Here is a 21252-nt window from a genome sequence, read left to right on the forward strand (position 1 = left end):
CCGGGAGCGATCATGACCGAAGCCACCACCCCATCCGATGACGAACGGCGCCTGGCCGAACTCGGCTACAAACAGGAATTGGCCAGATCCTGGTCCGGATTCTCCAACTTCGCCATCAGTTTCACCATCGTCTCCATCCTGACCGGCGGATTGGCCAGTTATGGCATCGGTCTGGCCAACGGCGGCCCGATCACCATGGCGTGGGGCTGGCCGCTGGTCTCGGTCATGGTGTTGTTCGTAGGCCTGGCGATGGCCGAATTGGCCTCGGCCTACCCGACTTCCGGCGGTCTGTACTGGTGGGCGTCCGAATTGGGCGGCCCGGTCTGGGGCTGGTTCACCGGGTGGTTCAACCTGATCGGCCAGATCGCGGTGACCGCCGCCATCGACTACGGGGCGGCCATCTTCACCACGGCGGTGCTCAATGTGATCGGCATCGACATCGGAACCGACCGCACCGCAATCTTTTTGGTCTTCACCGCGATCCTGATCCTGCACGCCGTACTCAATGCGATCGGCCCGCATCTGTCCGCGGTGATCAACAATATCTCCGCCTGGTGGCATGTCGGCGGTGTGGCGATCTTCGTCGTGGTACTTGGGTTCGGCGCGAGCCACCACCAGAGCGTCGGCTTCGTCTTCACCGAAACCGTGGACAACAGCGCGGTCGGCTTCGGCGGGGTGGCGTTCAGCTTTCTGCTCGGATTGCTGCACGCGCAGTACACATTCACCGGCTACGACGCGTCGGCGCATATGTCGGAGGAGACCCACGATGCCGCGCGCACGGCGGCCAAGGGCATCATCAACACCATTGTCGTCTCGGCCGTCGCCGGTTATCTGCTCATCATGGCGGTGACCTTCGCCATTCCGAATCTCGACGATGCGCTGGATCCGACGAAGAACAGCGGTTACCCGGTGATCTACATCCTGCAGAACTCGCTGAATTCGTTCTGGTCCGGGCTGCTGCTGATCATCGCGGCGATCGCGCAATTGTTCTGCGGCTACGCCTCGGTCACCTCGGCCTCGCGCATGCTGTTCGCCTTCTCCCGTGACGGCGCGGTACCTGGATCGGCCTACTGGTCCCGACTTTCGGCCCGCAAGGTGCCGGTGCACGCGGTGCTGTTCATCTCGTTCTTCTCGTTCGTCCTGCTGATCCCGTCGATGCTGGTGCCCGCGGAGAACGCGCCGACCGCCTACGCGGCAGCCACTTCGGTCGCCACCATCGGCCTCTACATCGCCTACGGCATCCCGATCCTGTTGCGTCAACTGCACGGCAGCCGATTCCATACCGGCCCTTGGCAACTCGGCACCTGGTATCGACCCGTCGGCATTATCGCCCTGATCTGGATCGTGCTGATCAGCTTGCTGTTCATCCTGCCGACCGATGACCGCGGCTATCCATGGAACAGCGCATTCACTTGGAACACTGTCAATTACGCACCGATCACCCTGGTCGGCGTGGTGGGCGCGATCGGCATCTGGTGGCTCGCATCGGCCAGACATTGGTTCACCGGACCCCGGCGAACGGTCGTGGAGACCGGCGAGCCCGAGGCGCCCATACAGGCCTGACCTGCCCATATCGGTGGCCGCAGGGTGGGGATAGAGTCGACGTGTGCCCGTGGAGATCGATTTCCGCGCCGTCTTCGAGTCCGCACCAGGTCTGTACCTGGTACTCGATGCCGACCTGTGCATTGTCGCGGTGACCGACGCATATGCCGCCGCGACCATGACCGAACGACAAGACATCCTCGGCAAGAACATTTTCGAGGCATTTCCGGACAATCCGGATGATTCGTCGGCAGAAGGTGTCCGTAACCTGCGGGTATCGCTGGAACGGGTACTGCGCGACCGGATAACTGATGCGATGCCGGTTCAGCGCTACGACATCCGCAAGCCCGACGGCGCCTTCGAACCGCGATTCTGGAGTCCGACCAACTCCCCGGTCCTCGGTACCGACGGCGAGCTGCGCTATGTCATCCACCGCGTCGAGGATGTCACCGACTTCATCCGACTCGAAGCATCCGACGCGGCGAAACAAGAGGAGACGGCCGCGCTACGGGCATCGAGCCAGGAAATGGAACAGGAGGTGTTCGCCCGAGCCCGTCAGGTCGCCGAAACCAGCAGGCAGCTCAAGGAGGCCAATATCGAGCTGGTTCAGTTGTACGCTCGCGCGAAGGAACTGGACGAACTGAAGAGCCAGTTCGTCGCCAATATCAGCCACGAGCTGCGAACCCCGCTCATGTTGATCTTGGCGCCGACACAGAAGTTGCTCGACCAGTGCGCGCCCGCCGACCGCGATGAGCTAGAGCTGATCCTGCGCAATGCGCGCATACTGCAGCGTCAGATCGACGATCTGCTCGACGCCTCGAAGCTGGAGTCGGGGGCGATACGACCCGATTATGCCTGGATCGATGTCACCGAGCAGGTGCGGCTCGGCTCGGCTTTCTTCGAGTCGATGGCGGTCGACCGCGGCATCCGCCTGGCCGTCGACGCGTCGCAGCCCGTCCCCGCCGCACTCGATCCCGAACACCTGCAGCGCATTCTGCTGAACCTGCTGTCCAACGCCTTCAAGTTCGTCCCCGAAGGCGGCATGATCCGCTGCACCGTACGCCCTGCCGATGACGACGTGGTCATCGAGATCGCCGATAGCGGCCCGGGTATACCGGCATCGCACCGCACCGCGGTCTTCGAGCGGTTCCGTCAGGTCGATGGCGCAGCGACCCGCGCGGTGGGCGGCACGGGTTTGGGCCTCAGCATCGTCCATGACCTGGTGCGCCTGCAGCGCGGTGACATCACTATCACCGACGCACCCGAGGGCGGCGCGATGATCGTGATCGAGTTGCCGCGAGCCGCCCCACCGGGCACCCCGGTCCGCCGCTCGGTCACCGAGCCCACACCGATTCGGGCAGGTAACGCCGCCGACGCGCTGATCGCGGAGCTGGCGACCGGAAGCGGCGACCGCGCCATACCCGCGGATACCGGATCGGATGAGTCGGAACCGAAGCCGTCGGTCATTGTCGTCGAGGACAACGCCGACCTCAGCGCCCTGATGCGGGAAGCGCTTTCCGAGTCCTACCGGGTCACCGCCGCCGACAACGGCGGCATGGGACTGCTGCTGGCCCGAGCACACCGGCCGGATCTGATCCTGTGCGACCTCATGATGCCGGGCATGAGCGGCGACGAACTTCTGCGCGAGATCCGCGCCGACCACGAGCTGCGCAACACCCCGGTACTTATCGTCAGCGCACGCGCAGACGAGCAGTCGCGGCTGGATCTGCTGCGGGCCGGTGCCAACGACTTCCTGCGGAAGCCATTCGAGGTCGCCGAACTCCGAGCACGGGTGGACAATCTGGTGAACCTGCGGCTGGCCGAGACACAACTGCGGGCCTTGCGGATCATCAACGAACGCGACCGCATCGCCCACGAACTGCACCGCACGGTGATCGATCAACTGTTCGGCATCGGGATGCGATTGAGCGGGATCCGTCCCCTGGCCCGTGTGCCGGCCGTCGCCACCCGCATCGACGACGCGGTCCAAGAACTGGACGCCGTCATCGATCACATCCGCAACACCGTCGCGGAACTCGCCTCGGAAGTCGAAAACGAGACCCCATTCCGCACGGAGATCATGGAACTGGCCAGCGAGGCCGCCGAGGCGCTCGGCGCGCAGTCCCAAGTCGGCTTCGCCGGACCGGTCAACGATCTCGATCACGCACTCGCATCCGCAGCGCTCGAAGTCGTAGAACGGGTACTGCGGACAGTGCGCCAGCGGGCGATCGCCGAGGATATCCGAGTCAACGTCCTTCTCGACGACCGCGAACTTGCCATCGCTATGCACGAAATTGCCAGGACACCAACCGATCTCGCAATAGCGGACCATGCGCCGGACCCATTGTCCGAAGCACTTGTCGGCTGCGGCGCGACCCTGACGGTCACCACGCCCACACCCACCGAAACCGCTTGGTCCCTGACGATCCCCCACGCCGACCAGGTGCTATCCGAGTAGGGCGAGCAGGGTAGGAGCGATCGCCACGAACAACAAAGGACAGTGGACTTGTCACCGGCCACCGCTGGGGAGTCGAGGCCCGAAAGCGCCGGACCGGTTGTGCGAGAATTCCACGAATGGGCTCCCGATACGACCCGGTCACCGATGATCCTTGGGGGGGAGCACAATACGGACTGCTACCACCGAAAGGGGAAAAGCCGACCGTATCGCCGGTGGTGGCCGAGGCACGCGAGCAGATCGATAAGCTCGCCGCTCCGCCAGGTGCTTCGGATGCCGTGCAGCGCGCAGTCGAACTCGCTCGGACGGCATTTCGATTGATGATCGACCAACTCGGCACCGGAAACCCGTCCGATATCCCTGATCTGACGGCACTGCTCGATGTGGCGAACCTCTACGATGTGGCCAATAAATCCGTGGTGACTGCGCATTACAATACGAAATCGGCCAGAATCGCAGAGCTGACCGCTGGTTTGAAAGAGCGGGATTCCAAGCTCTCGGGCAAAGTTGGCAATGTTGCGGGCGATAACGCGAAGATGGCCAAGGAGATCCGCGACGAAGCGCAAATGCTGGGGTTGGTACTGCAAGCGGCTTCGTTGGCGGTCTCCGCGCGATCTGGCAAGTTGACGGCGAGTGAGGAAAAGTCGCTGTTGACCGACATTATCACGCGGGTCCTGCATGTGGAGAAGGACTTCCGCGACCTCCTCGGGACCAATTCGGACCGGGCTGAGCAGATGAGCCCCGTAACACTGGCACAACTCGAAAAGATTTTCCCCGGTACATCCAAGAGTAAACTGGCGAGGTATCTCCCCTACCTCGATCAGGCGATGCGTGACTACGGGATCGACACGCCCAAGCGTGCGGCCGCTTTCCTTGCACAGGTCGGAGTGGAGACCGACAATCTGAAAACCCTCGAAGAATACGGTGACAAGGCCTACTTCGAGCGGAACTACGGGGCGCGTAAGGACCTCGGAAACGATCGGCCCAGTGACGGCGCGAACTTTCACGGCCGAGGCGCTCTGCAATTGACCGGACGCACCAACTACCGGAAGGCAAGCGATGCCCTCGAGGTCGATTTCGTCGGAAACCCCGACCGGGCCGAAGACCCGAAGTACGCCTTCGCTACTGCGGGATGGTACTGGGACTCCAAGGATTTGAACGACGACGCCGATAAATCGGACATCGACGCGATCACACATGCGATCAATGGCGGAAGCAACGGGAGCGCGGAGCGCAACGAGAATTACAGCCACGCGCGTAAGGTCCTCGACACAGAATGATCGAATCGAAGACGATGGCTCCGCGATCGTAGACGCCCGAGTGGCACATGGTTACGAAACCATGTGCCACTTATAGCCTCAATCCTCTTGGGGCAGGAACTGTTTCGCGTACTCGTACCCTTCGGCACCTTCGGCCGCCGCCTTGGCGTACACCAGATGGACGACACCGGTTTCGAAGGTATTGGACGAAAGCAGTTGCAGCGGAAGCGCAGCGTCGGTCTCCTCGAACAATCGCAGGCCCTTGCGCACCGCGATCGGGTGCACCAGCAGGTGCAGTTCGTCCAAGAGCCCGGCCTCGAGCAGTTGGCGGACAACGGATACCGATCCGCTGATCGCGATGGGTGCGTCGCCGGGCTCATCTTTCAGCGCCGCGACGGCCTCCACCAGATCACCCTTCAGCACCTCGGAATTGCGCCAGGTGAAGGTGAGATCCTGATGCGTGACCACGATCTTGCGCGCGTCGCCGAGCTTCTTGGCCATCTCGGCGTCCACATCGCCAGCGGCCTCCCGCTCCGGCCACGCCCCGGCGAACCCCTCGTAGGTCTTGCGGCCCAACAGCAGCGTATCGGCCGCGCCGAGCTGACCGTCGACGGCCGTGGCCATCTCCTCGTTGAAGTACGGGAAGTGCCAATCCTGGGGGTTCTCGACGACGCCGTCGAGTGCGATGAACAGTCCGGCGGTGATTTTCCGCATCGGTATCTCCTTGGTCGGTGGTTGATGCCGCGTCACCAGATCAGACGGACAGGAGCCGGAAAAATCATCGCTCGCATGCGCGCCTATTCCGGCGACCGGCGATGCAGGGCGAGTTGGAGTTCGAGCAGCAAGCGATCGGCGGGATCGGTGAGATCCATCCCGAGAATGTCCTCGACCCGACGGATCCGGTAGCGCAGGGTATTCGGATGCACCTGCAGCGCCGTCGCGGCATTGCGTACATCGCCGTGTTCACGCAGATAGGTCTCGACGCTCTCGCACAGATTCGCGGAGTGCTTGCGGTCGTAGTCCAGCAACTTGCGCAGGCGCGGATCGTGTAGTTCCGGGCGCGTGCCGACGAGATCGAGGATTTCGCCGAGCAGTACCGCGGTGCGCGATTCGGCCAGCGTGGTCACCCGGCCGCGCGGATAGGTCGCGGCCGTGCTGTCGAGGACCCGGTCCACCTCGGAGCGCGCGCCCGCGACATGGGCCAGATCCGGTATGGGACAGGCGATGGCGGCGCGCAATTCGAATTTGGCTTCGAGCTGTTCGACCAGCTGACGGGTCCACGCGGTCACGGCATGCGCCGAACGGTATTGCGGCAGTAGCACATACACCCGATCGCCGAGGATGGTGGTCACCGAATCACCGCGAAATGAGCTGGCGCGCAAGCGAAGCGTATTGCCGAAAGCTGCGGGCGACTTCACACCGGGAGCGACCGCGAAGCCGACCACCGCGGCCGGACCGGTCAGCGATAGCTTCAACGCACTCGCCACGGCAGGCACATCGGCGGTGCCACCACCCGTTCCGAACAGCCGTTGAATCAGCAGCGCCTCGGTGGACGGCGCGTCCAGACTCCGCGAAATCAGCCGGGCGGCAATGGCCGACGCACCGCGCAGGATCTCCGCGGCATCCGGTTTGAACGGCCGGTCCCCCTGCTGCAGCCAGATCGACCCGAGCACCCGCGGCGCACTGCCCTCGGCATGTTCGCGAATGCTCACCACCAGGCGGCGCTTGATATCCAGCTCTTCGTGCGCCGGTATGTCGATGACATCGTCGGTACCGCGCAGCCGATCGAACACACCCCACTTGCGCAGCACCTGCAGATAGTCGCGCGGACCCTCCCGGCCGAGGATCGACAGCACCCGAAGCTGGTCGGCAGCCTGATCCGAGGCCGAATACGCGAGCACATGCGATTGCGGGTCCTCGATGGACACCATCCCGCCCGCATTCTGGGCGACCATCTGCGCCAATCCGAACAGGTCCAGGTCCGCGGCCACCAATTCACCCTCGCTAGCCACGACCACTGCCCACTTTCATACGACTCGCCAATCCGGTCATCCCATCTTTGTCCGCTTGTCCGATTCTGCGGGCTGTTTTGCCGTGTTGACTTCGGCTCACCGTCATATACCAGCGCCGCTAGCGATTGCTTGCAGATCGCTCGAAACGACACAGGAGGACTCATGGACGCCATCGTGTCCACGCCACGCCCGGCCAACGAGCCGGTCGGCACCTTCGCACCGGGCAGCGCCGAACGCGCACGACTGCGGGCGAAACTGACCGAACTCGCCGCGACGCCGACCGAGATCCACCATGTCATCGGCGGCGAGCATCGGCGCACCTCGGGTAAGAGCATCGACGTCGTGCAGCCGCACAATCATGCCGCCGTACTCGGCACCCTCACCACCGCCGAGGCCGGCGATGTCCAGGATGCGATCGCCGCAGCCTCCGCCGCCGCACCCGGCTGGCGGGCGCTGTCGTTCGAGGATCGCGCCGCGATCTTCCTGCGGGCCGCCGATCTGCTGTCCGGGCCGTGGCGCGAGACCATTGCCGCCGCAACCATGTTGGGGCAGTCCAAGACCGCCTACCAGGCCGAGATCGACGCACCGTGCGAACTGGTCGACTTCTGGCGTTTCAATGTGCATTTCGCCCGGCAGATCCTGGCCGACCAGCCGATCTCGACCCCGGGTGTGTGGAACAAGGTCGAGTACCGCCCGCTGGAGGGCTTCGTCTACGCGATCACCCCGTTCAACTTCACCGCGATCGCGGGCAATCTGCCGACCGCGCCCGCCCTGATAGGCAATACGGTCCTGTGGAAGCCATCGCCCACCCAGGCGGTGGCCGCGTATTGGACGATGAAACTGCTGGAGGCCGCGGGGCTGCCGCCCGGTGTCATCAATATGGTGCACGGGGCGGGCCCGAAGATCTCCGATGTCGCGCTGACTGATCGGCGGCTGGCGGGTATCCACTTCACCGGTTCGACCGCGACCTTCCAGCATCTGTGGCGTTCGGTGGCGATGAATATCGCCGACTACAACACCTACCCGCGTCTGGTCGGTGAGACCGGCGGTAAGGATTTCGTGCTGGCGCACAGCTCGGCAGATCCGGATGTCCTGACCACCGCGCTGATCCGCGGCGCGTTCGACTATCAGGGTCAGAAGTGCTCGGCCGCTTCGCGCGCCTTCATTCCGAAGTCGGTGTGGGCCGAGATGGGTCGCGATCTCATCGATAAGGTCGGTGCGCTGAGCTACGGCGATGTCACCGATTTCGCGAACTTCGGCGGCGCGGTCATCGACCAGCGCGCCTTCGATCGCAATGCCGACGCCATCGCCCGCGCCAAGGCCACCTCGGGCTTGACCATCGCGGTGGGCGGACATGCCGACGACACCGTCGGATATTTCGTCGACCCGACCATCCTGCTCGGCGACGACCCCACCGACGAGGTATTCAGCACCGAATACTTCGGCCCGATTCTCGCCGTCCACGTCTACGACGATTCGGTCGCCGGATCCTTCGAGGCAGCACTCGAACTGGTCGACGGCGGTTCGGCATACGGCCTGACCGGCGCGATCATCGCCGACGACCGCAATGCCGTGGCCAAGGCGACCGAAAGTCTGCGCTTCACCGCGGGCAACTTCTATATCAACGACAAGCCCACCGGCGCGGTCGTCGGTCAGCAGCCCTTCGGCGGATCTCGCGCGTCGGGCACCAATGACAAGGCCGGCTCGCCGCAGAATCTGATGCGCTGGACCTCCGCCCGCACCATCAAGGAAACCTTCGTCCCGCCGACCGAGCACACCTATCCGCACCAGGCACCCGAGGAGATCTGATGGCAATTTCCGGTCTGCTTCGCCCAGCCATGCTGGCCGCCTCGCGCTCGCCGCGCATGGAGCGCACCGTCACCCGCATGTCGGCCACCAAGAAGCTGGTGGACCGCTTCGTCGCCGGTGAATCCGAGCCGAATGCGGTTGCGGCCGTGGAGAATCTGCTGAGTTCGGGTCGCTATATCACCGTGGACTACCTCGGCGAGGACACCACCGATATCGAGCAGGCGCGCAATACGGTGATGCATTATCTGTCGCTGCTGTCGCTGCTCACTTTGCTGCGTGAGTCAGGAACCGTTGGGACGCTGGAGGTTTCGCTCAAGCTGTCGGCGCTCGGTCAATCCCTGCCCGCGGACGGTCACGCGATCGCTCACGAGCACGCGCACCAGATCTGTACCGCCGCAGCGGATGCGGGCGTGCTGGTCACCATCGACGCCGAGGATCACACGACCACCGATTCGACCCTGTCGATCGTGCGGGAGTTGCGCGCCGACTTCCCGTCGCTCGGAACCGTCCTGCAGGCGTATCTGCGTCGCACCGTGGCCGACTGCCGAGACTTTTCCGACCCGGGCTCGCGAATTCGCCTGTGCAAGGGTGCATATCGCGAACCCGCTTCGGTGGCGTATCAGAGCCGGGCCGAGGTCGACCAGTCCTATCTGGACTGTCTTCGGGTGCTGATGAACGGTGACGGCTATCCGATGGTCGCCACCCACGATCCGGCACTCATCGAGGCCGCCGAAGTATTCGCCACAGCGACCCGGCGCGGCTCCGACGATTTCGAGTTCCAGATGCTGTACGGCATCCGCGACGCCGAACAGCGCCGACTCGTCCGCGAAGAGCGCCACGTTCGGGTCTATGTGCCCTACGGCGATCAGTGGTACGGCTACTTCATGCGCCGACTCGCCGAACGCCCGGCCAATGTCGCGTTCTTCCTGCGCTCGCTGCGACCGGGCAGCCAGCGCTGATCCCCAGCTCGGCGGCCTTATCTGTGCAGTCGGACAAGGCCGCCGAAATTTATTTATCCAACTCGCCGATCACAGCACGTTTGTGGTCCGATTAGCTGAGTGCTGCTCAGAATGTGATCTGCGTTACTGCACTGTCGGGTATCGCAGAGGACGAAAGGAAGACCCATGCCCCTCGCGGAGTTGCGCAGCCAGATGTTGCGCCGCAAACCCCTCGAGCAGATCGAGGAGGAGACCGGGCCCGCGGACGAGCAACTGAAACGGTCACTCGGACTGTGGCAGCTCACGGCGATCGGCGTCGGCGGCATCATCGGCGCGGGCATTTTCGCCCTGGCCGGTTCGGTCGCGCATTCCGTCACAGGCCCGGCGGTGCTCATCTCGTTCCTGATCGCCGGTGTCGCCAGCGCCTGCGCGGCGCTGTGCTACGCGGAATTCGCCGGGATGGTGCCGAAGGCCGGATCCGCCTACACCTACGGCTATGTCTCCCTCGGCGAGATCGCGGGCTGGTTCATCGGCTGGGATCTGCTGCTGGAGTACATAGCGGTGGCGGCGGTGGTCGCGATCGGCGTCTCCGGATACTTCAAATTCCTACTGGGACAAGTCGATATCACGCTGCCCGATTGGATGATGGGCGCGCACGGTACCGGCGAGGGCCACGTGATCGACATCTTCGCGGTGCTGTTCTGTCTGGGCACCGCGTGGTTGCTCTCGCGCGGCATCAAGAGCGTCGGCCGTTTCGAGACGGTCGCCGTCGGCATCAAGGTCGCCCTGGTCGTGCTGATCATCGTGCTCGGCGTCTTCCACATCGACAGCTCCAACTACACCCCGTACTTCCCGTTCGGTGCGGGCGCGGTGTGGACCGGTGCGGCAACGGTCTTCTTCGCCGTCTTCGGCTATGACGCGATGAGCACCGCCGCCGAGGAATCCGTCGACGGAAAGAAGCATCTGCCCAAGGCCATCATCTACTCGCTGGCCATCGCGATGGTGCTGTACGTGCTGGCAACACTGGTACTGACCGGGATGCAGAAGTACACCGAGATCAGCCCGACCAGCGGTTTCTCCACCGCTTTCGAGTCGGTCGGCATGCCGGGCGTCGCGAATATCATCGCGATCGGCGCGATCGTCGGCATCATCACCGTCGTGCTCACCTTCATGCTCGGCGTGACCCGCGTGTGGTTCGCGATGAGCCGCGACGGGCTGCTGCCGGAGTGGTTCGCCAAGACGCATCCGGTCCGCAAGGTGCCGACCCGGGTGACCTGGATCGTCGGCATCGGATCCGCGACCATGGCCGGTCTGCTCGATATCACCGTGGTCGCCGAGCTGACGAATATCGGCATTCTGATGGCCTTCATCGTGGTCTCCGTCGCGGTAATGGTGCTGCGCCGCACCCGCCCCGATGAGCCGCGCGCGTTCAAATTGCCGCTCATGCCGGTGGTGCCGCTGGTCGGCATCGGCTTCTCGATCTACCTGATCTGGTCGCTGCCGTGGGAGACCTGGCTGCGCTTCGCGGTGTGGCTGGTGATCGGCCTCGCCGTGTACTTCGGGTACTCGCGGATGCATTCCAAGCTGGAGCGCGGCGGGGACGTCTCGCTGGCGAAGTAGGCGCGAATCCGGTTGGGCGGGTGGACAAATGGCCACCTGCCCAACCGAATGACACTGCGGCGCCAAAACGTACGATTGCCGGGGTCGAGGATGGCCGCTGCCTGCGTACTCACATCACAGTCATGCACAGGGAATCGCCCGGATTCGTCGGGGAATTATAGGCAGGATGTAGACACCCTCGGTCGCGAGTTGGGTTCTCCCCGACGTGACGAGAACACCTAGGGTAGTTGTCATGACGGCAGCACGAGTGTGGTCGGTTACCTCGACAACCCCGACCGAAGGCGACGCGCGAGCCATCGCGAAGGCGGTTGTCGGCGAACGGCTCGCGGCCGGAGCCGAGATCACCGGACCTGCGGCGTCGGTTTTCTGGCATCTTGGCGCACTCGACGAAGGACAGGAGTGGCGGGTGACGCTTCGCACCGCCACCGCCGCCCGTGACCGGCTGGCTGGGTAGGCAGCCAGCACCCGTTCCAGCGGCGCGGTGGCCTTATCCGGGTGGTGCAGTACCGCCCAGACGCGGCCGGTCATTATGTCCAGCTCGGCGTGATCGATCCAGGCACACCAGTGCGGAGCCCCCGAGTCGGCGCGCTCGAGCGCGTCACGCGCGATGTCCAGTCCGCGGTCCGCCCCGTCGCGATCACCGGCAATCGCGCACGACCAGGCGCGCCGAGATTCCAGCAGGGCACGGGCTTTCGGGTGTGCGACGGAAGCGATTGCAGAACAAGCCGGGCCAACTCGGATGAGCGGCTGGTTCGGATTGCTGCTGGCAGTCGGGCTGCCGCTGACGGTGCTCATCTGGGCGATTTGCTGGCCGCGCCGATGAACGGCCTGCGTAGGTTATCAACCGATGCCGCTACGGCATCGGTCGATACAGAAACGGTCTTGGACAGGCATCAATTCAACGCCATACCCTTCTGACACGTTCGAGCGGAAGTGACCTACCCCACACTTCCGCTCGCACACAGGAGGACACAATGTGCGAAAACAGCAGTTCTGTCGGCATTTTCGGCTGTATGAGCGAGACCGATGCCGCATGAATGATCACCGAATCCTCATTACCGGCGCCGGCGGCGGCATCGGCACACTCATGCGGCCCCGCCTACGGCGTCCCGATCGCATTCTGCGGCTACTGGATCTGACCGAACTCCCCACGCCGACGGCAGGCGAACGGGTCGAACTCGTCACCGGATCGCTCACCGATCCGGCCACCATGGCAGCGGCCTGCCGGGATGTGGATGCGATCATCCATCTCGGCGGGATCAGCCGGGAAGACAGCTGGGACAACGTGCTCGCCGTCAATATCGATGGCACGCATACGGTTCTGGAGGCTGCGCGGCAGGCGGGTGTGTCGCGGGTCGTGCTCGCCTCGAGCAATCATGCCGTGGGATTCCGCGCCGTGGGCGAAGACCCGATTCCCGATGACGCCTCACCCCGGCCCGATACCTATTACGGCGTCAGCAAAGTGGCCGTCGAGGCGCTCGGCAGTCTCTACCACTCCCGCTTCGATATGGATGTGATCTGCATCCGGATCGGCTCGTGTTTCGAGCGTCCACACGATGTGCGCGGACTGTCGATGTGGTTGTCCCCCAATGATTGTGCGCGACTGTTCGAGGCATGCTTGGCCGCCGAGCGACCAGGCTATCGGGTGATCTGGGGCGTATCCGCCAATACCCGTGCCGTCGTATCCCTGCGCGAGGCCGAAGCACTCGGCTACCGCAGCCAGGACGACGCCGAACAGTTCGCCACCGATATTCCGTCCGTCGGCGAACCCGGTCCGTGGCTTATCGGCGGCCCCTTCGTGGAAACGCCACTCGGCAAACCGAATCCGCTCTGACCTCCAAATTTGCTTCATCGCGAAAGCAGCGCAGCACCATGCAATTCAAAGCAACGACGGCCGCGCCGATATCGGCGCTCGCGTCCAATGTCAAATTTCTCTATTTCTTCGGCGCCCTCGGCGGCATCCTCTTCGGTTACGACCTCGGGGTCATCTCCGGTGTGCTGTTGTTCATCAAGAAGTCGTGGCAGCTGTCCTCGGTGACGCAGGGTGTGATCGGTGGCTGCCTGGCCGCCGGTGCGGTGATCGGCGCGGCCATTGCCGGACGGATCACCGATCGGCTGGGACGGCGACGAACCATCATGTTGGCAGCCGCGGTTTTCGCGGTCGGCGCACTGGGCTGTGCGCTCGCGCCCAATGTGACGGCGCTGGTGATCGCCCGTTTCATTACCGGTATCGCGGTGGGATGTTCGTCGGCGACGGTGCCCACCTACCTGTCCGAACTGGCCCCGACCAGGGCACGCGGTGCATTGTCGACGTTGAATCAGCTGATGATCGTCTCGGGCATCCTGATCGCCTACATCGTGGACTGGGCGCTGTCCGGCAGCGGTAACTGGCGCATGATGTTCGCGGTCGCGGCGATTCCCGCAGTGGCGCTGTTGGCCGGTATGTCGGTGCTGCCGGAGACGCCGCGCTGGCTGGTCCATGCCGGGCGCGAGGAGGAAGCGCGGGTCGTGCTGGCGGGTACCCATCGCGCCGATGAGATCGAATCCGAGATCAGCAGCATTCGCTCGGTGATTCGATTGGATGAGCAGCAGAAGGGGCGGCTGCGGGATCTGTTGGCGCCGTGGGCGCGGCCGGCTTTGGTGGTGGCGCTTATTCTGGCTGTCGGACAACAGTTCTCGGGTGTCAATGCCGTGAATGTGTACGCGCCGACCATGTTCAAGGATCTCGGCTTCGGAAATTCGACATCACTGCTGGCGTCCATTGTGCTCGGGGCGATCAAGGTGGCATTCACGGCCTGGGTGATCTTCGTCGTGGACCGTTGGGGCCGAAAGCCTTTGCTGCTGCTCGGCAACGTGTGTATGGCCTCGTCCCTGTTCCTGCTCGGCGCCATCGTGCTCGGCGTGCACAATCACACTATTACCGGCCTCACGACGCTGATTCTGCTCAATGTCTATCTCGCGGGTTACGAATTGGGTTGGGGCGCGGTGGTGTGGGTGATGATGGCGGAGATCTTCCCGCTGCGGGTACGCGGTGTCGGCATGGGCGTCGGCAGTGTCGTGCTGTGGAGTTCGACCTTCGCCATCACCTTCCTGTTCCCGGTGATGAACGATCATCTCGGACTGGGCTATTCGGCCTGGATCTTCGCCGCAGTCAGCGTGGTGATGTTCATACTGGTGCAGCGGTTCGTACCGGAGACCAATGGTCGCAGTCTGGAGCAGATCGAGTTGGAGCTGCGGGCCCGGGTCAGCGGTAAATCCGCATGAGCGTGGTTTATGTCTCGAATGCCGACAGTCGCGAAATCTCGGTGCTGCGACTCGACGACGACGGGGCGCTGACGCTCGTCGAGTCGCAGGCGGTGGACGGCGCGGTGATGCCCTTGGCGATGAGTCCGGACCACCGGTACCTCTACGCAGCACTGCGCTCGGCGCCGTTCGCGGTGGCGGTATTCGCCAGAGATCCGGCAACGGGGCGGTTGACACCACTGTCGACCGCGCCGCTACCGGACAATACGGCCTATCTCGCGACCGATCGAAGCGGGCGTTATCTGCTGAGCGCGTCGTATTCGGGTGACAAGATCGCCGTCAATCCGGTCGCATCCGATGGCGGTGTCGGACCGCCGATCGCGGTGGAATCGACACCGCCGCACGCGCATTCGATACTCACCGATCCGTCGAACCGGTATCTGTTCGCGGCAGCGCTCGGCGGTGATGTGATTCTGCAGTACCGCTTCGATGCCGGAACCGGGCGGCTCACACCGAATGAGCCGCCGTGGGTCGAGACCGAATCTGGCGCTGGTCCGCGTCATATCGTGTTCCATCCGTCCGGCTCGTTCGCCTTCGTGACGAATGAGCTGGCCGGCACGGTGAACAGCTACCGCTTCGAATCCGATACGGGCACGCTCACTCTCATCGCATCGGCGTCGGTGCAACCGCCCGAATCCAAGGGGCCACCGTGGACTTCGGAGCTTCGCGGCACACCTGATGGCCGCTACCTCTATGTGGCCGAACGGTCTTCGAGCACGATCACGGGATTCCGTGTCGACTCGGCGACCGGGCTGCTCGATCCGCTCGGACACACACCCACCGAGACCCAGCCGCGCGGATTCGCCATCGATCCGAGCGGGCGGTTCCTGGTGGTCGCGGGGCAGAAATCTGATGCCGTCACCAGCTACGCCATCGATCCCGCGACCGGCTCGCTCACCCCACGACAGCGGCTCGAGGTCGGCCGCGATCCCAACTGGGTCGAGATCGTCGCCCCGCAATGAATACCCTCGAGGTATCGGTTGATGCCGAATTGGCGTTGGACGAGTATCAGTAGCGAGTCATAGCCTGCGGAGAGCGCAATCTGCGGGCGAGGCGGAGTGCACGCCACAACGCAGGAGGAGAACGATGTCGATGCTGTCGCTGGAGCAGGTCCGCGGCTTCGTCACGGTGGCCGAGGAGGGTAATTTCCGGCGGGCGGCCGAGCGCCTGCGGATGACGCAGCCGCCGCTGAGTCGCCAGATCCAGAAGCTCGAACGCGATATCGGCGTGGAACTGTTCGACCGCACGCAACGGCAGGTCCAACTGACCCCGGCCGGGGCGGTCTTCCTGACCGAGGCACGCCGTCTGCTGGCACTGGCCGATGCCGCGCCGGGTACCGCCCGCCTGGTCGCTGCGGGCGGGGCGGGTACGGTGCGGATCGGGTTCACCGCGGCGTCGGGTTTCGGGTTCCTCGGGCGGTTCCTCAATCACATCGAGGCCGGACTCGACCGAGTCGAGATCGTGCTGCGCGAGATGGTCAGTTCCGACCAGTTCGAGAACCTGCGCAGCGGCAGCCTCGATCTGGCGCTGGCCCGCCCGCCGTTCGACCGCACCGAATTCGATTCGCGGCTGGTGCATTCCGAAGGCTTGATGCTGGCGGTTCCGGAACAGCACAAGCTGGCCGGGGAGGGTCCGATCGCGATCGAGGATCTGGGCGGCGAAACACTGCTGGTGTATGCGCCGGGCCCGGCCCGCTATTTCGCCGATCTGGTCTCCGGCATCCTCGCCGCCGTGCCCTACACCGCCACCCACGAACTCACCCAGGTGCACACCATGCTCGCGCTGGTGGCCGCCGGACGCGGCTCGGCCCTGGTGCCCGAAACCGCCACCCATCTACATCCCGACGGCGTGCGGTTCCGCCCGCTCATCGGCGTCGAGGACCCCGTTGTCCTGCACGCGATCTGGCGACGTGACTGCGCCAATCCGGCACTGCACCGAGTCATCGAACTGCTCGATTCGCTGCCGCCCGCTCCTTGAAAGGATCCACATGTCCCATCTGTCCGCCGACGAGCTGGGCCCGGCACTGGGCCGCGGGTTACTGTCCTTCCCCGTCACGCATTTCGATGCCGAGTTGGCCTTCGACGAGGCCGCCTACCGCAAACACATTGCCTGGCTGTCCCAATACGAGGTGGCGGGCCTGTTCGCCGCGGGCGGTACCGGTGAGGGTTTCTCGCTGACGCCACCCGAAATCGATCAGGTGGTGCGCGCCGCGGTCGCCGAGACCGGTGGCCGGATCCCGGTTGTCGCACCGGCCACGGCGGGCACTGCCGCAGCGATCGAACAGGCCCGCTCCGCCGAAGCCGCTGGGGCCGAAGGCATTCTGCTCATGCCGCCGTATCTCACCGAGGCCGGACCGGACGGGCTTGTCGAACATGTCGCGGCCATCTGTGCCGCCACCTCGCTCGGAGTCATCTTCTACAGCCGCGCCAACGCGACATGCAACGACGTGACCTTGGCCAGGATGGCCGAGCGCTGCCCGAATCTGGTCGGGTTCAAGGACGGTGTCGGCAATATCGAGACGATGACCCGCATCTATGCCCGGCTCGGCGACCGGCTCACCTATATCGGCGGGCTGCCGACCGCGGAGACCTTCGCTCTCCCCTACTCCGAAATGGGTGTCACCACATACTCTTCCGCGATCTTCAACTTCGTGCCGGAGTTCGCGCTCGACTTCTACCGAGCCGTGCGGGCCCGTGACCGCGACGAGGTCTACCGGCGGTTGCGCGACTTCGTCATCCCCTATCTGGATATCCGTGACCGTGCCCCCGGTTATGCGGTGTCGATCGTCAAGGCGGGACTGACCGCCATCGGTCACCCGGCCGGGCCGGTACGGCCGCCCCTGACCGATCTCACCGCGCCCGAGCTCGCCGACCTGACCGCACTGGTAGCCACGATCGCATGAACAGCCACAACCTTCGGGAGGATTTCATGGACACCGACCTCGACGAACTGGAGCGGATCATCGCCGCGGCCACCGACGCCGCAGGCCGCCTCGCCGGCACCACACCCACCGAACGCGCACAGTGGCTCACCCATGTCGCCGACGCCCTCGATGCCGCCGCCGACGAACTCGTACCACTCGCCGCGGCCGAGACCCACCTGCCCGAAACACCACGCCTGCGTGGCGAATTGACTCGAACCACTTTCCAGTTGCGACTGTTCGCGCAGGTGCTCGCCGATGGCGAATTCCTCGCCGCCACCGTGGATCACGCCGATCCGAGCTGGCCGATGGGACCGCGACCCGATATCCGGCGCAGCCTCGTACCGATCGGCCCCACGCTCGTTTTCGCCGCGAGCAACTTTCCGTTCGCGTTCAGCGTCGCGGGCGGCGATACCGCCTCGGCACTGGCCGCGGGCTGTCCCGTTGTCCTCAAAGCACATCCGGGCCACCCACGACTGTCCGAACGGACCGGCGCGATCGTGCGCGAAGCATTGACGGCGGCCGGTGCACCGGCAGGCACCTTCGCGGTCATCCACGGTGTCGAGGCGGGCACTACCGCTCTGCGCCATCCGGATATCGCCGCCGCATCGTTCACCGGTTCCCTGGCGGGTGGCCGTGCACTGTTCGATATTGCATCGTCACGACCGCGCCCGATCCCGTTCTACGGCGAACTCGGCAGCGTCAATCCGGTAGTGGTACTGCCCGGCGCGATTCGCGCGCGTGGACAACAGATCGTCGAGGGGTTCGTCGGCTCGTTCACTCTCGGTGCCGGACAGTTCTGCACCAAACCCGGTGTGCTGCTGCTGCCTTCGGAGCACGGACTCACCGACGCGCTGACCACTGCGGTCGCGGCAGTGCCACCACGGCCGCTACTCAACGAGCACATCGCCAACGGCTTCCGATCGCGCGTCGCCACCCTGCGCGAAAATTCCGCGGTCACTGCCCTTTCGGCACCCGACGATCTGCTCGCACCGACCTTGCTGAGCGTGCGTGCCACCGATTTCCGGACAGGCGGTGCGGCCCTGCAGGCGGAATGCTTCGGCCCAGCGGCGCTGGTCGTCGAATATGCGAATCTCATCGAGTTGCAACAGGTTCTGCACGAAATCGAGCCCGGACTCACCGCGACGATCGTTGCGGAGGACTCCGAGATCGACGATGTGCGCCCCCTCGTACCCGCCCTCACCGCACTCGCGGGCCGACTGCTGTGGAACGACTGGCCCACCGGCGTCACGGTCAGCTGGGCCCAACAGCACGGCGGCCCATACCCGGCCACCACCGCACCGGCCACCACCTCGGTGGGCACCGCCGCCATCGCCCGCTTCTTGCGGCCGATCGCCTGGCAGGGCTTCCCGGATGAACTGCTCCCGCCCGCCCTGCGTGAAGCCAACCCGTGGCGGCTGCCGCGCCGCGTCGACGGAAAGCGAGACTGAGATGTCCCCCGTTATCACCGATATTCGACTGACCCCGATCCTCATCGCCGACGCTCCCCTGCTCAATGTCGGTGGCGTGCACCAGCCGTACACACCGCGCCTGATCGTTGAGATCGAAACCGACAGCGGCGCTTGCGGTCTCGGCGAAACCTATGGCGATCGCGTCTACCTCGATCGCGCGGCCGACCTTGCCCCACAGCTGATCGGCATGCCGGTCGCCGCGGTCAACGCCATCCGCCTGCTCGGCGCGAACACCACCGGGGAGGTGCTGATCGACAACCCGATCGCGGGCGGACTGCGCGGCACCCTCACCACCGACAAGGTCCGGCTCAGCGTGATATCGGCCTTCGAATCCGCCGCACTCGACGCCCACGGTCGCGAACTCGGCCTGCCGGTGCACGCCTTGCTCGGCGGCAAGGTGCGCGACCGGGTCGACTATTCCGGCTACCTGTTCTACAAGTGGGCCGACCATCCGTTCCCCGACGCACCGACCGACGACTGGGGCGAGGTCATCGATCCCGACGGCGTCGTCCGTTTGGCCGAGAAGTTCACCGCCCATGGCGGATTCCGCTCGTTCAAACTCAAGGGCGGCGTATTCCCGCCCGAGGAGGAAGTCGCCGCGATCGAGGCATTGGCCAAGGCATTTCCGGATCATCCGCTGCGGCTGGACCCCAACGGCGGTTGGTCGCTGAGCAGCGCAACGACTGTCGCCGAACAACTTTCGGGCGTCGTCGAATACCTGGAAGACCCGACCGCCCGCCGCGAGGATATGGCCGAGGTGCATCGCCGCACCGGAATGCCGTTGGCCACCAATATGATCGTCACCTCGATCGAGGAGGTGCGGCCCGCCTTCGATATCGATGCCGTCCAGATCGTGCTGTCCGACCATCACTTCTGGGGCGGTCTATTCGCCACCCGCGACCTGGCCGCCGTCTGCCACGCCTACGGCAAAGGCGTTTCGATGCACTCCAATACCCACCTCGGAATCAGCCTGGCGGCAATGACCCACGTGGCCGCCACCGTCCCCGAGTTGACCTACGCCTGCGACACCCATTACCCCTGGCAGCCCGAGGATGTGATCGCCGAACCCATCGTGTTCGAAGCAGGCGCCGTCACCGTCCCCGACGCGCCGGGTCTCGGCATCCAACTCGATACCGACGCACTCGAGCGCCTCCATCATCGCTGGAAAGCCTTGCCGCAGTGGCACAATCGCGATGACATCGCGGGCATGCGCCTGGCCGATCCGGCGTACCGGCCGCCGACCTCACCCAAGTACTGAGGGATCGCTCCAGGCGACCGCACGTAACGGAAACGAGCCCGTCCCACGCACCGGCGCCGGGAGTGCGACCAGCCTGGCACCGGTGTCGGGGACCGCGTCCAGGTTCGTCATTTGCTCGATGATCGGGATACCCGCACCGAGCAGCGCGTGGTGGCACGGCCGGGTCGGCAGGGACATGTCGTCGATGTCGAGCGAGTCGATGCCGACCAGTGCCACATTGGCGGCGACCAGCGCATCGGCGACCTCGCCGACCAAGTACGGATGCCCGGGGCCTAGATACTCGGACGAACCCCATCGCGCCGACCATCCGGTGTGCACGAGCACCGCCTTGCCCCATAGCCGTGCCGGGTCGCCGAGCATATCCGGCCCGACCACACGGATTCCCATCGCGCGGATCATTACGATCGGCACGTTGAACAGCCGTTCCAGCGGCAGCTCGGCGATATCGGCGCCTTCGGCATGGAAGTGGAAGGGAGCGTCGATATATGTGCCCGTCTTGCCGACGGTATCCACGCGCGCGATCTCGTAGGTCATATCGATCAGCGCCGACCGGTCCCGCGCAATGTGTGTGGTGACCCGCGGTCCAGGCAAACCCGGATAGGTGAGCATGCCGTCCGAGATCGGATGAGACAGCTCAACTATCGCCTTGCTCATGCAAGTGACC

16 protein-coding genes and 1 pseudogene are annotated in these 21252 nt (G+C 64.6%); 14 read left to right on the forward strand and 3 right to left on the reverse strand.

Annotated elements, in window-relative coordinates; translation table 11 throughout:
• The first annotated feature begins 12 nt into the window (after positions 1–12).
• The 3 genes from ACIBW7_RS19100 to ACIBW7_RS19110 all read left to right on the forward strand — a co-directional run bounded on the left by ACIBW7_RS19100 (position 13) and on the right by ACIBW7_RS19110 (position 5277).
• Positions 13–1563 carry an amino acid permease gene (locus ACIBW7_RS19100; RefSeq protein ID WP_397047880.1) on the forward strand — a complete coding sequence of 517 codons (1551 nt, stop codon included), beginning with the start codon at positions 13–15 and terminating at the stop codon, positions 1561–1563.
• A 43-nt stretch (positions 1564–1606) separates the two neighbouring features.
• On the forward strand, positions 1607–4000 hold the full coding sequence (locus ACIBW7_RS19105; RefSeq protein WP_397047882.1) for an ATP-binding protein: 2394 nt from the start codon (positions 1607–1609) through the stop codon (positions 3998–4000).
• A gap of 116 nt (positions 4001–4116) precedes the next feature.
• Positions 4117–5277 (forward strand): glycoside hydrolase family 19 protein, encoded by a 1161-nt coding sequence (locus ACIBW7_RS19110; RefSeq protein ID WP_397047884.1) that lies wholly within the window; start codon positions 4117–4119, stop codon positions 5275–5277.
• A gap of 78 nt (positions 5278–5355) precedes the next feature.
• Here the strand turns inward: ACIBW7_RS19110 and ACIBW7_RS19115 are convergent, their stop codons facing one another.
• Together ACIBW7_RS19115 and ACIBW7_RS19120 are read right to left on the reverse strand one after the other, a co-directional pair.
• On the reverse strand, positions 5356–5970 hold the full coding sequence (locus ACIBW7_RS19115) for a dihydrofolate reductase family protein (protein WP_397047886.1): 615 nt from the start codon (positions 5968–5970) through the stop codon (positions 5356–5358).
• Between the two features lie 83 nt (positions 5971–6053).
• Positions 6054–7250: pseudogene (locus tag ACIBW7_RS19120) on the reverse strand (PucR family transcriptional regulator); the annotation flags it as partial.
• 180 nt (positions 7251–7430) lie between these two features.
• Between ACIBW7_RS19120 and pruA the strand changes: the two are divergent.
• The 11 genes from pruA to ACIBW7_RS19175 all read left to right on the forward strand — a co-directional run bounded on the left by pruA (position 7431) and on the right by ACIBW7_RS19175 (position 20588).
• On the forward strand, positions 7431–9077 hold the full coding sequence (gene pruA / locus ACIBW7_RS19125; RefSeq protein WP_397047888.1) for an L-glutamate gamma-semialdehyde dehydrogenase: 1647 nt from the start codon (positions 7431–7433) through the stop codon (positions 9075–9077).
• The gene (locus ACIBW7_RS19130; protein ID WP_397047890.1) at positions 9077–10036 is read left to right on the forward strand and encodes a proline dehydrogenase family protein; all 960 of its coding nucleotides are present in this window, start codon (positions 9077–9079) and stop codon (positions 10034–10036) included. Before pruA ends, ACIBW7_RS19130 begins: the two co-directional genes overlap by 1 nt.
• Before the next feature lie 165 nt (positions 10037–10201).
• The gene (locus ACIBW7_RS19135; RefSeq protein WP_397047892.1) at positions 10202–11635 is read left to right on the forward strand and encodes an amino acid permease; all 1434 of its coding nucleotides are present in this window, start codon (positions 10202–10204) and stop codon (positions 11633–11635) included.
• A gap of 232 nt (positions 11636–11867) precedes the next feature.
• Complete coding sequence (gene cutA, locus ACIBW7_RS19140; RefSeq protein ID WP_397047894.1) at positions 11868–12089, forward strand: divalent cation tolerance protein CutA; 222 nt, start codon at positions 11868–11870, stop codon at positions 12087–12089.
• Between the two features lie 579 nt (positions 12090–12668).
• A complete protein-coding gene (locus ACIBW7_RS19145; RefSeq protein ID WP_397047896.1) occupies positions 12669–13469 on the forward strand; it encodes an NAD-dependent epimerase/dehydratase family protein in 801 nt (266 codons plus the stop codon).
• Positions 13412–14899 (forward strand): sugar porter family MFS transporter, encoded by a 1488-nt coding sequence (locus tag ACIBW7_RS19150; RefSeq protein WP_397047898.1) that lies wholly within the window; start codon positions 13412–13414, stop codon positions 14897–14899. Before ACIBW7_RS19145 ends, ACIBW7_RS19150 begins: the two co-directional genes overlap by 58 nt.
• Positions 14896–15900 (forward strand): lactonase family protein, encoded by a 1005-nt coding sequence (locus tag ACIBW7_RS19155; protein WP_397047900.1) that lies wholly within the window; start codon positions 14896–14898, stop codon positions 15898–15900. The genes ACIBW7_RS19150 and ACIBW7_RS19155 overlap by 4 nt, the downstream gene beginning before the upstream one ends.
• A 124-nt stretch (positions 15901–16024) precedes the next feature.
• Complete coding sequence (locus tag ACIBW7_RS19160; protein ID WP_397047902.1) at positions 16025–16915, forward strand: LysR family transcriptional regulator; 891 nt, start codon at positions 16025–16027, stop codon at positions 16913–16915.
• Between the two features lie 10 nt (positions 16916–16925).
• On the forward strand, positions 16926–17840 hold the full coding sequence (kdgD, locus tag ACIBW7_RS19165) for a 5-dehydro-4-deoxyglucarate dehydratase (RefSeq protein ID WP_397047904.1): 915 nt from the start codon (positions 16926–16928) through the stop codon (positions 17838–17840).
• Positions 17837–19309 (forward strand): aldehyde dehydrogenase (NADP(+)), encoded by a 1473-nt coding sequence (locus ACIBW7_RS19170; protein WP_397047906.1) that lies wholly within the window; start codon positions 17837–17839, stop codon positions 19307–19309. Before kdgD ends, ACIBW7_RS19170 begins: the two co-directional genes overlap by 4 nt.
• Before the next feature lies 1 nt (position 19310).
• On the forward strand, positions 19311–20588 hold the full coding sequence (locus ACIBW7_RS19175) for a glucarate dehydratase family protein (RefSeq protein WP_397047908.1): 1278 nt from the start codon (positions 19311–19313) through the stop codon (positions 20586–20588).
• Here the strand turns inward: ACIBW7_RS19175 and ACIBW7_RS19180 are convergent.
• Positions 20574–21242: a cyclase family protein gene (locus ACIBW7_RS19180; protein ID WP_397047910.1), complete on the reverse strand. Its 669-nt coding sequence runs from the start codon at positions 21240–21242 to the stop codon at positions 20574–20576. The two genes, ACIBW7_RS19175 and ACIBW7_RS19180, sit on opposite strands and share 15 nt — an antisense overlap.
• Between the last annotated feature and the right edge of the window lie 10 nt (positions 21243–21252).

The sequence above is a fragment of the Nocardia sp. NPDC049526 genome, assembly GCF_044465765.1.
Taxonomy (GTDB): domain Bacteria; phylum Actinomycetota; class Actinomycetes; order Mycobacteriales; family Mycobacteriaceae; genus Nocardia.